General features: G+C 68.1%; 9 protein-coding genes. 5 read left to right on the top strand and 4 right to left on the bottom strand.

From position 1 onward, the window contains the following. The 4 genes from ACFWF3_RS10000 to ACFWF3_RS09985 form a co-directional block, all read right to left on the bottom strand. Nucleotides 1-62, bottom strand: a 62-nt coding sequence (locus ACFWF3_RS10000) for a DUF3073 family protein (protein WP_379313323.1), incomplete at its 3' end; no start/stop codon positions are given. A gap of 175 nt (nt 63-237) precedes the next feature. Then, the gene (locus tag ACFWF3_RS09995; RefSeq protein ID WP_378990581.1) at nt 238-1,188 is read right to left on the bottom strand and encodes an asparaginase; all 951 of its coding nucleotides are present in this window, start codon (nt 1,186-1,188) and stop codon (nt 238-240) included. 55 nt (nt 1,189-1,243) lie between these two features. Then, on the bottom strand, nt 1,244-1,909 hold the full coding sequence (locus tag ACFWF3_RS09990; protein WP_379313322.1) for an MOSC domain-containing protein: 666 nt from the start codon (nt 1,907-1,909) through the stop codon (nt 1,244-1,246). A gap of 11 nt (nt 1,910-1,920) precedes the next feature. Continuing rightward, nucleotides 1,921-3,024 (bottom strand): YgfZ/GcvT domain-containing protein, encoded by a 1,104-nt coding sequence (locus tag ACFWF3_RS09985; protein ID WP_379313321.1) that lies wholly within the window; start codon nt 3,022-3,024, stop codon nt 1,921-1,923. Between the two features lie 122 nt (nt 3,025-3,146). Between ACFWF3_RS09985 and ACFWF3_RS09980 the strand changes: the two genes are divergently transcribed. The 5 genes from ACFWF3_RS09980 to cydC all read left to right on the top strand — a co-directional run bounded on the left by ACFWF3_RS09980 (nt 3,147) and on the right by cydC (nt 10,519). Further along, nucleotides 3,147-4,052, top strand: a complete 906-nt coding sequence (locus ACFWF3_RS09980; RefSeq protein WP_378631794.1) for an aminodeoxychorismate lyase — start codon at nt 3,147-3,149, stop codon at nt 4,050-4,052. A 135-nt stretch (nt 4,053-4,187) separates the two neighbouring features. Beyond that, nucleotides 4,188-5,642 (top strand): cytochrome ubiquinol oxidase subunit I, encoded by a 1,455-nt coding sequence (locus tag ACFWF3_RS09975; RefSeq protein ID WP_379313319.1) that lies wholly within the window; start codon nt 4,188-4,190, stop codon nt 5,640-5,642. Nucleotides 5,643-5,651: 9 nt separating this feature from the next. Beyond that, nucleotides 5,652-6,680, top strand: a complete 1,029-nt coding sequence (gene cydB, locus ACFWF3_RS09970; protein WP_379313318.1) for a cytochrome d ubiquinol oxidase subunit II — start codon at nt 5,652-5,654, stop codon at nt 6,678-6,680. Nucleotides 6,681-6,683: 3 nt separating this feature from the next. Continuing rightward, the gene (gene cydD / locus ACFWF3_RS09965; protein ID WP_379313316.1) at nt 6,684-8,744 is read left to right on the top strand and encodes a thiol reductant ABC exporter subunit CydD; all 2,061 of its coding nucleotides are present in this window, start codon (nt 6,684-6,686) and stop codon (nt 8,742-8,744) included. Beyond that, nucleotides 8,741-10,519 carry a thiol reductant ABC exporter subunit CydC gene (gene cydC, locus ACFWF3_RS09960; RefSeq protein ID WP_379313315.1) on the top strand — a complete coding sequence of 593 codons (1,779 nt, stop codon included), beginning with the start codon at nt 8,741-8,743 and terminating at the stop codon, nt 10,517-10,519. Before cydD ends, cydC begins: the two co-directional genes overlap by 4 nt. The last annotated feature ends 311 nt before the right edge of the window (nt 10,520-10,830 follow it).

Below are 10,830 nucleotides of genomic sequence, written 5' to 3'. Positions count from 1 at the left end.
GAGCTGTACTTGAGCTCACGTGCGACTTTGGTCTGCTTTGCCTTAGCCCGGCCACGGCCCATGGCTGACCCCCTCGCGTCACTGCGGGGCGGCCTGGGGTTTGTTGGCGGCCCCGTTCGAATTAATACTCTTCCTGACAGACACTTTAGCGTGTGTCAGAGCGTCGCGCTCCCAGGAGTGGGTGAAGACCTGTCGAAGCGCCCCGGTTTGCCCCTTCTTCGCCCAGACCGCCCGGTCTCAGATGACTCCCGGAATCGCGCGGATCACACCGACTCTGGCGTCGCCGCCGAACACCGCGGTGGCCGCGAGCTGAGTGTGCTGATCGGTCCACTCGACGCCGAGTTCGCGCAGAATCGCCAGCGTCAGAGGCATCCGGGCCCGATCGTGACCGTCTTCGATCTTGTACGCGAAGGCCCTTCCGTCGGGGAGCGCGCCCGCATGCACGCCGTCGGCGCCGATCTTGCAGAACAGTCCAGGGGTCGCCGACATGGCCAGCAGATCCGGGCCGCTCGTGCCGGAAATCACTCGTGGATTCGCCCGAACGGCATCGGCGATCCGGCGCGGCGCGGTGCCGGACTCGGCCGTGGTGAAGCCGGCGAAGGCGCGCGCGAGGTTGATCAGCGAGACGGGCACGATCGGCAGGCCGCAGCCGTCGATGCCCAGATCGGTCTCCGGTTCGCCGGTGACGTCGGCGACGGTGGCCAGGACCGCTTGCTGCAGCGGGTGCTCGATCTCGAGGTATCCGGTGCGCGGCCAATCGTTGATCGCGCAGGTCGCCAACATCGCGGCGTGTTTGCCGGAACAGTTCATGTACAGCGGACTCGGGCCCGCGCCGGTGATCGCGGCGGCGCGGGCCTTCTCCTCGAAGGGCAGGTCGGGTGGGCAGGCGAGGTCGCCGGCGGTGCAGCCGAAGCGGTCGAGCAGGCGGCGGACGAGGGCGATGTGGTCGGGTTCACCGAAGTGGGAGGCGGTGGCGATGGCGAGTTCGTCGTCGTCGACGGGATCGAAACCGTTGCGCAGCAGGGCCAGTGCCTGCATCGGCTTGTTGGTGGAGCGCGGGAAGATCGGGCCGTGGATCTCACCGAGTTCGAGGGTGGGGGTGCCGAAGGCGTCGAGGATGACGACGGATCCGCGGTGCACGCACTCACGGAAGCCGGATCGGACGACTTCGACCAGTTCGACACTCATGCTGTCTCCCTCGGGCATGTGGTTACGCGAGCTGCCGCCTCCGCGCGTTGACCGCTCATGCCTCGACCTCCACGGCGACGGTTCGGGTTCGGGTGTGGCGGTCGATCTGCATGCGAACGTCGGCGGAGATGGTCGCCTCTTCCGCGCGCAGGCGTTCCAGGCGCACGGGGTCGGCGCCGGTGAACAGATCGCGCACGGTGATGCCGTGTTCGGGAACGTGGACGACGCGGACTTCGTCGCCCGCGCCGATCGTGCCCTCGGTGAGCACCCGGAAGTAGGCGCCGGTATCGGATCGCAACGCGAACCGTTTCACCCACCGCTGCTCGCCCGACCACTGCTGGAAGGTCGCGCAGGGCACCCGGGGTGCGCTGACCTCGAGCAGGGTGTCGCCGATCGCCCAGTGCGCGCCGAGCACCGCGTCGCTGACCGGCAGGCCGGTCAGGCGCAGGTTCTCGCCGAACCAGCCCGCGGGCAGTTCGCGGTCGAGTTCGCTCGCCCAGCGGCGGGCGTCTTCGTCGGCATAGGCGTAGACGGCCTGGTCGATGCCGCCGTGGTGGGCGGTGTCGCAGACGTGGTCACCGTGCAGACCGAGGGCGGCCACGGCTACCCGGCCGTCGACCGGACGCTTGTCGATGGCCGTGCGACCGACACGGGTGCGCACCTCGATCTCGGCGTGGACGACGCACACGGCCTCGACGCGGCCGGTATCGCCGACGCGCATGACCGGACGGTTCATCGCCCGCGCAACCGGTTGACGGCGGCGCGCCCCGCCTGCTCGGTGTCGTCGGCGGGAACCGAGTCGGGGTCGATGGCCGCGGCCATGCTGCCGACCACCAGTTCGGTGCCCGCGGGGACCGAACGCTTGATCAGAGCCAGGGCGATCGGGCCGAGTTCGTAGTGGTCGACGACAGTGCCGAGGCGGCCGACGGTGCGGCCGCCCGCGGTCACGTCGTCACCGGTGGCCGGGCGCTCGTCGGCCGAGCCGTCGAGGTGCAGCAGCACCAGATTGCGCGGGGGCTTGCCGAGGTTGTGGACCCTGGCCACGGTTTCCTGGCCGCGGTAGCACCCCTTGTCGAGGTGGACGGCCCCGTGCTCGTCGATGCCGCCGATCCAGCGGGCCTCGTGCGGGATGGTGCGTTCGTCGGTGTCCACGCCGATGCGCGGCCTCAGTGACGCCACGCGCAGCGCCTCGTAGGCCCACATACCCGCCGGTGCGGCACCGGCCTGGGTGAGCTCGGTCCACCAGGCCGAGAGCTCGGCCCTGGGCACGATCAGATCGAAGGAGTTCGGCATCCGCCGCAGGAAGCCACCACCGGGCAGCGCGACCGCTCCGTAGATCTCTGGCAGTTGCGCGATGCCGAGAGCATCGAGCAGCGTGTCCACTCGCGGGCCCAGCAGGCTCAGCACGGCGTGATCCGGCGCGTCCTCGGGCTTGGCGTCGGCCCAGAAGACCATCTTCTGGAGGAACGCCAGCAGCTCGGCGCCGCGGTCGGCCTCGGTATCGAGCCACAGGGTGCCGTCGAGGTCGGTGAGAACGAAGTGATTGAGTACCCGGCCGTTGAGATCGAGGTCGAGAGTCTCGGCGCTGTGCCCGTCGGGTAGCGCGGCGATGTGCTGACTGGTGATGGTGTGCAGCCAGCTCAGGCGCTCGGCGCCGGTGATCGTGGCGACGCTGCGATGGGAGCGATCCACGACCGCGACCCGCTCCGCGGCGGCCTTCTGCTCACCGAACGGATCACCGTAATGCCAGGCGACCGCGGCGTCCGGGGTATCGGGTGCACCCGCGACGGCACCCGGAGTATGGAGAACAGGACTGGGGGAGACGACCTGTGACACGACACCCACTGTAGGCGCGTCTGCCGACACGCGCCGCACGTGGTCGTCTTCGTGGCGCGCGTCGCGAGCTCGATTCGGAGCAGCCATAGGCATAACAGAGCGATAACGCCTACGCTCGGCGCATGGGAGAACGGGTTCTTGTGACACTCGACGGGACGGTCGCTGACGCGAACGTGCCGTCGCTGTATGCCGACGACATCGGCGCACTTCGCGGCGATGGCGTATTCGAAACGATTTTGGTGCGCGGCGGCACGGCCACCGCGCTGGAATTCCACCTGGCGCGGCTGCGCCGCTCGGCGCAGGCACTGGAACTGCCGGAGCCGGGCCTGTCGAGGTGGCGCACCGCGGTGGAACTGGCCGTGAAGGAATGGGGCTCGGAAGAGGAAGGAATGTTGCGGCTGATCTACACGCGCGGCCGCGACTCGGAATTCGACGCGCCGCGCTCGGAGCTGGCACCGGAGGATCCGCAACCCACCGCGTATGTGCTCGTCTCCCCGGTACCCGCGCGGGTCGCGACGGCGCGCGCCGAGGGCGTGAAGGTGATGTCGCTGGCGCGCGGCATCTCGGTCGACCTCGCGCAGGCGGCGCCGTGGCAGCTGCTCGGCGCGAAGACGCTGTCGTACGCGACCAACATGGCCGCGCTGCGGTTCGCGCGGCGGATGGGCGCCGAGGACGTGATCTTCCACAGCACCGAACACAAGGTCCTCGAGGGCCCGCGCTCGACGGTGGTGATCGCTCGCGGCAAGCAGCTGATCACCGTGCCCGCCAAGAGCGGCGTACTGCCCGGCGTCACGCAGCGTGCGCTGTTCAACGTGGCGGAGAAGTCCGGCTGGGAGTGCAAGTACCAGACACTGTTCACCGCGGACCTTTTCGACTGTGACAGCATCTGGCTGCTGTCGAGCATCACCCTCGCCGCTCGAGTGAACCAGCTCGACGGCATTCGCTTGTCGGCGCCCGACAACGCTCAGGAGATCATCGACATGGTCGACCTCGGGATCGACCGGCCGGGGACCATCGGAGACTGGTGATCCGTGTGTGGGGCACGGGTGGGCGTGCCCCTGCGGGAAGGGTTTCCGCGGGCCGTGGCGGTTGTCACGCTCGAACGGGGTGATTCCGGGCGTACGATCTACTACAAGTTGTCGTAGTAGATCGGTGGAGGTCGGATGGACACCCTTGATGTCTCCCGGTGGCAGTTCGGGATCACGACCGTCTACCACTTTCTGTTCGTTCCGCTGACCATCGGACTCGCGCCGCTGATCGCGATGATGCAGACCGCGTGGGTGATCACCGGCAACGAACGCTGGTACCGGCTGACCAAATTCTTCGGCAAGCTGTTCCTGATCAACTTCGCCCTCGGCGTCGCGACGGGCATCGTGCAGGAATTCCAGTTCGGGATGAACTGGAGCGAGTACTCCCGCTTCATCGGCGACGTCTTCGGTGCGCCACTGGCGCTGGAAGCGCTGATCGCCTTCTTCATGGAGTCGACGTTCATCGGGTTGTGGATCTTCGGGTGGACCCGGTTGCCCAGGCTGGTGCATTTGGCGACCATCTGGATCGTCGCCATCGGGGTGAACGCTTCGGCATATTTCATCATCGCCGCCAATTCGTTCATGCAGCATCCGGTGGGAGCCCGGTACAACCCCGAGACCGGACGCGCTGAGCTGGAAAGCATTGCGGCGCTGCTGACCAACAACACGACATTGGCCGCGTTCCCGCATGTGGTCGCGGGCGCGTTTCTCACCGCGGGCACCTTCGTGGCGGGTATCGCCGGCTGGTGGATGGTGCGCAACGCGCGCAGCAGCGATGCGGTGAAACACGAAGAGGCGCGGACGATGTGGCGGCCGGTAGGGCGATTCGCCCTCGTGGTGGTAGCACTCTCCGGCGTCGCCTTGATCTTCACCGGCGATATTCAAGGCAAGCTGATGTTCGAACAGCAGCCGATGAAAATGGCTTCGGCGGAATCGTTGTGCCACACGGCGACCGACCCCGATTTCTCCGTTCTCACCGTGGGCACGCACAACAATTGCGACGGTGTGATCCACGTGCTCGAGGTGCCCTATGTGCTGCCCTATCTCGCCAAGGGCGAATTCAGCGGGGTGACGCTCGACGGTGTGGTGGATCTGCAGAAGACCTACAACGTCGCGTACGGGCCAGGGGACTACCGGCCCAACCTGTTCGTCACCTACTGGTCCTTCCGCGCCATGATCGGGCTGGCAGGCGGGTCGGTGCTGCTGCTGTTGGCCGGGTTCTGGGTGACGCGCGGTGGCCGGGTGCCGGATCAGCGATGGTTCTCCTGGCTGAGCCTGCTCGCGATCCCCACACCGTTCCTGGCCAACAGCGCGGGCTGGGTGTTCACCGAGATGGGCCGTCAGCCGTGGGCGGTGGTGCCCAATCCGACCGGCGATCCGAATATTCGAATGACGGTGCAGCAGGCGGTCTCCGAACACTCGGCCGGGACCGTGATGTTCTCGCTGGCGGTGTTCACGCTGCTCTACGGTGCGCTCGCGGTGGTGTGGTTCTACCTGATGCGACGGTATGTCGTCGCCGGGCCGGACACCCACGTGCACGCCGAGAGTTCGGACAGCACGGACACTCCCCAACTTTCCTTCGCGTACTAGGAGCCGACGATGGATCTGCAACAGTTCTGGTTCCTCCTGATCGGTGTGCTGTTCACCGGCTACTTCGTGCTCGAGGGATTCGACTTCGGTGTCGGCATGCTGATGCCGATTCTCGGCAAGGGGTCCGATACCCGCAGGCGCGTCGTGCTCAACACGATCGGCCCGGTCTGGGACGGCAACGAGGTGTGGCTGATCACCGCCGCCGGTGCGCTGTTCGCGGCGTTTCCCGAGTGGTACGCCAGCATGTTCTCCGGGTTCTATCTGGCGCTGCTGCTCCTGCTCGTCGCCTTGATTCTGCGGGTGTGCGCGATCGAATACCGGGGCAAGATCAACGATCCGACCTGGCGGGCCTGGTGCGATACCGGGATCGGGATCGGGTCGTGGATTCCCGCACTGGCCTGGGGCTGGGTGTTCGCGAACATGGTGCGGGGCGTGCCGTTGAACGCGGACAGGCAGATCGTCGGTTCGGTCGCGGATCTGCTCAGCCCGTACGCGTTACTCGGTGGGCTGACCACCGCGGTTCTCTTCGCGCTGCACGGTGCGGTGTTCCTGGTGCTCAAGACAGCGGGCGAGGTTCGCACCGATGCCTTGCGGATGGCCAGGTTGCTGCTGATTCCCACCGCGGTGGTGGTCGGCGGATTCGGATTGTGGACGCAACTCGCCTACGGCGCCGGGTGGACGTGGATCGTGCTGGTGACCGCCGTGCTCGGGCTCGCGCTAGCCGCGGTGGCGAATTTCGCGGGGCGTGACGGCTGGGCTTTTGCCGGCACGACGCTCGGTGTGGTCTCGGCGACGGTGTTGATCATCGGGTCGATGTATCCGAATGTGCTGCCGTCGACCATCAGCCCGCTCTACGACCTCACCATCCACAATGCGTCCTCGTCGCCGTATACGTTGAAGGTGATGAGCTGGGCGGCGTTGCTCGCTACGCCGGTGGTGTTGATTTATCAGGGGTGGACCTATTGGGTTTTCCGGCAGCGGATTCGGGTGGAACAGATTCCGCCGCCGGTGGGTCTGCCGCGCAGCGGTAAGGGCTGACAGATGGCGTCGGCCCCGTCTCGGGAAATCGTCGCTCGCGAAAGGTCGGACGCTGTGGTGTCGGAGAGCTTGTCGCAGGAGGGACCCGAGCCGGGCGCGGTGACGCCGACACGGTCGAGGCGCGGCCCGGTGGATCCCCGGTTGTGGCGGTACGCGCGGTCGGCGCGGCCGCATCTGGTGATCGCTGTCGCGCTGGCGCTGGTGATCACAGCGACGATCGTGGTGATCGCCATTGTGCTGGGGCGGGTACTCGCCGGGGTCATCACGGATCCGGGCAAGCGTGAGTTCGGTACGTGGACCACGGAATTGGTGGTCCTTGCGGTGGCCGTCGCGGTGCGGGGGCTGGCGAGTTGGTGGCAGGCGCGGTTGGCTCATCGGGCCGGAAGCGCGGTGGTCGCGGAGCTCGAGACGGCGGTGCTGCGGGCCGGCGCCGAGCTGCCGCCACGGGACCTCGACGTGCGGCGAACGGAGATCGCGGTCGTCGTCGGCAACGGTCTCAGCGGGTTGCGTGGGTGGTTCACCGGCTATCTGCCCGCGCTGTTGCTGGCCTGTCTGGTTCCGCCGGTGGTGCTGGTGGTCATCGCCCTGCACGACCGGACCTCGGCGCTGATCGCGGTGATCACCGTGCCGTTGATCCCGGTGTTCATGGTTCTGATCGGGCTGCTCACCCAGGGGCGAGCCGAGGCGACGCTCGCCGCGACCACGCGGTTGTCGGACCAGATCCTCGACCTTTTCGCGGGCATGCCCACCTTGCGCGCGCTCGGGCGTGAGGGTGCGGACGGACCCTCGATGGTTGATCAGGTGCAGGCCCTCGGCGATTCGCTGCGGCAGCGGACCATGCGCGCGCTGCGGATCGCGTTCCTTTCCTCGATGGTGCTGGAAAGTCTCGCGACGCTGAGTGTCGCGTTGATCGCGGTCGCGATCGGGCTGCGGTTGGTGTTCGGCGAGATGGCGTTGTACAGCGGCCTGGTGGCATTGATTCTCGCGCCGGAGGTGTACTGGCCGCTGCGGCAGGTGGGGGAGAAGTTCCACGCGGCGCAAGACGGAATGGCAGCCGCTGACCGGGCTTTCGCGGTGCTCGAACCGGCCCGGCGGGCCGAGTCGGCGCCTCCTCGCGCCGCCTGGGGCGAGGTCATCGCCTCCGGTAGCCGCACGGCGGCCGTGGCCGAACTGCCTGATGCGGGTGTCGGGACGGCGCGAATCAGCTTGCGTGGGCTGTCTGTTGCCGCCAGAACGGGCACCGCGCCCGATCGATTGACGGCCGTGCTCGAACCCGGACTGGTGACCGTCCTGACCGGCCCGAACGGGTGCGGGAAATCGACTACGGTGCAGGCGATTCTGGGGCTGGTCGAACCCGACGAAGGCGCCGTCTTCGTCGACGGCACCGATGTTCGTGAACTCGACCTCGACAGCTGGTGGAGTCGGATCGCCTGGTTGCCGCAGCGGCCGGTGCTGGTTCCCGGGACATTGCGCGAGAATGTCGAGTTGCTCGGGGCCGTTCCGGGCCCGACCGTCGATGATCTTCGAGCCGTCAGTGCCGCAACGGGATTCGAGAGCGTGCTGGCCGAGCTCCCCGACGGCTGGAACACCGTCGTCGGCCAGAACGGCACCGGCCTGTCCCTGGGCCAACGCCAACGCCTCGCCCTCACCCGCGTCCTCGCCGCGCACCGCCCGATCCTGCTCCTCGACGAACCCACCGCCCACCTCGACCCCGAGAGCGAGCAGCGCGTGCTCACCACCCTGCGCGAACACGCCGCCGCCGGTGCGACCGTTGTGGTCGTCGCCCACCGTCCGACCGTGCTGGCAGCGGGCGATGTGGTGATCGACGTCGTCGCGGCGCACACGCCTGCAGCGGTCGCTCCGGATTCGGAAGCTACGGGCAACTCCGCACCTGTCACCGACACCGACACCGACACCAGCCGACCGACTTCTGCCCGCACGGTCGACGCCTCAGATCCCGTGGCAGCGAGCGGACCCCCGCCTGGTGCCGACTCGGAACCACAGCGCGCGGTGGGCTCCTCCGGTAAGTCGGCCGGTCGCGTGTACGGAGTGGAGGTCTCATGATCGGCGATCTGCGGGAGATGTGGCGGCTGCTCGCGTTGTCGCCCGCGCGGGTCGCGGTGGCGATCGCCTGGGGCGTGGCGGCGTTGGGCAGTGGGCTCGGGTTGGCGGCGCTGGCCGCGTGGTTGATCGCGCGGGCCTGGCAGATGCCGCCGGTGCTGGATCTGAGCGTCGCGGTGGTCGCGGTGCGGGCGCTGGGCATCTCGCGGGGGTTGTGCCGGTACCTGGAGCGACTGGCCACCCACGATGTGGCTTTGCGGGCCATGACGACAGCTCGCACGTCGGTGTATCGCACGCTGGCGCAGTCGGATGTCTGGTGGTGGCGAGACCGGAGCGGCTCGTCGGTTGCGCCGACCGGTGTGGCGGACCACGCGGGCCCTGTCGGCAGCACGGGGCGTGCGCTGCGGCGCGGGGATGTGCTTGTCCGGACCGGCGCTGATATCGACGATCTCGGGGCGGTGGTTGTCCGGGTGTTGGTGCCCGTGGCGGTCGCGGTGGTGTTGTCGCTGGCCGCGGTGGGGCTGATCGCGATCATTTCGCCCCTGGCCGCGGTGATCTTGGCTGTCGCGCTGGCGGTTTCTGGGATCCTCGCGCCATGGATGTCGGCGGCGGCCGCGCGGGAGGCAGAGCGGGCGGTGCGAGCCGATCGGGCCGAGTTCGCCGCCGGGGCGCTCACGGTACTCGATCACGCTGCCGAGCTGCGCGTCGCGGGGCGGCTGGATGCGGCACTCGCCGTGGCGGACAGGGCTTCTCAGCGGGCGGTGAGCGCGGAGGATTCGGCTGCCTCGCGCAGCGCGTGGGCGGCCGCGGCCACCCCGCTGTCGATCGGGGTGAGCGCGTTCGGTGCGCTGCTGGTCGGCATCGCCGCCTACGGGTCGACCGGTGGACTGCCCGGCGGCATGACTCCGATGGCTTTGACGATTCTGGTGCTGGTCCCGCTGTCGGCCTTCGAAGCCGTGGGCATGCTTCCCGCCGCCGCGACCACCCTCACCACTTCCCGTGCGGCCCTGCACCGCCTCCGTGGCATCTCGGCAGGAACCCGCGGCACTGCCGGTGCCGACAGTGCCGGGAGTGAGCGCCGCGAGTGGGCGGCGGTCGAGCCTGCTCGGGCTGACCTCGACTCCGCGGGAGTTCGAGAACGCGCGCGGTCGGTGGTTCCCGGGGGACCGGTGACGAGTCCATGGGCCACGGCCAGGCGGACACCGATGCCCGAAGGGTCGCGGGTGGTTGTCGTCGGGCCCAGTGGGGCGGGGAAGACAACGTTGCTGATGGCATGGGCGGGCCTGTTCGATACGCCCCGGGACGGTGTCACGTTCTTCGCGGAGGACGCGCATCTGTTCGGCACCTCGATTCTCGAGAACCTGCGAGTCGCGCGTGGCGACCTCACCCTCGACGAGGCCGAAAGCGCTCTGCGCACAGTCGGTCTCGGGCCGTGGCTGGATACGCTGCCGGGCGGTCTGCACACCTCGCTCACCGCGGGCGCGGCCGCCGTATCCGGTGGTCAGCGCCGCCGCATCCTGCTGGCCCGCGCCCTCGTCGCCCCCGCGCACACCCTGCTCCTCGACGAGCCGACCGAACACCTGGCTGCCGCCGAAGGCGATCAACTTCTGCTCGACCTCCTCGACGCGGACAGCGGTCTCGTAGCTCCGGATCGCACCGTTGTCGTTGTCACCCACCAACTCCCGCGCGGGCACAGAGCCGGCACCGTCGTCACCGTCGACGCGACCGGCACCTGCCACATCGAGCATCATCACGCCACGATATCTTCGGCACCCTGACGCATTCACCCAGGTCAGAACCGCAATTAAATCAATTGCCGAGCGCGCCGAGCGCGGATAGATTCATCAGTACACAAGAGAGGAGGTGGTCTGAAGAATGTATGTTCATCGGATGCGTGAGGTGGCTGCCCGCTAGCAGCTCCACTGCGGGAGATTCCCCAGCGGTGCGCTGAGCGAATCCCAGGCAGTCACCCGACCCCCGAGCCCCCGGAAGATCCAACCGGGACCATCGCGTTCACAGATCGCGGTGGAACGGCTCGGGGGTCGCTCCATTTCCCGACGAGAACGGCCCGCCCAGATCAGATCTGGGC

This window comes from Nocardia sp. NPDC060220, from assembly GCF_042727815.1.
In the GTDB taxonomy this organism is placed as follows: Bacteria; Actinomycetota; Actinomycetes; order Mycobacteriales; family Mycobacteriaceae; genus Nocardia.
The sequence above is the reverse complement of the archived record's forward strand: the minus strand, read 5'-3'. Positions and strand labels throughout refer to the sequence as shown.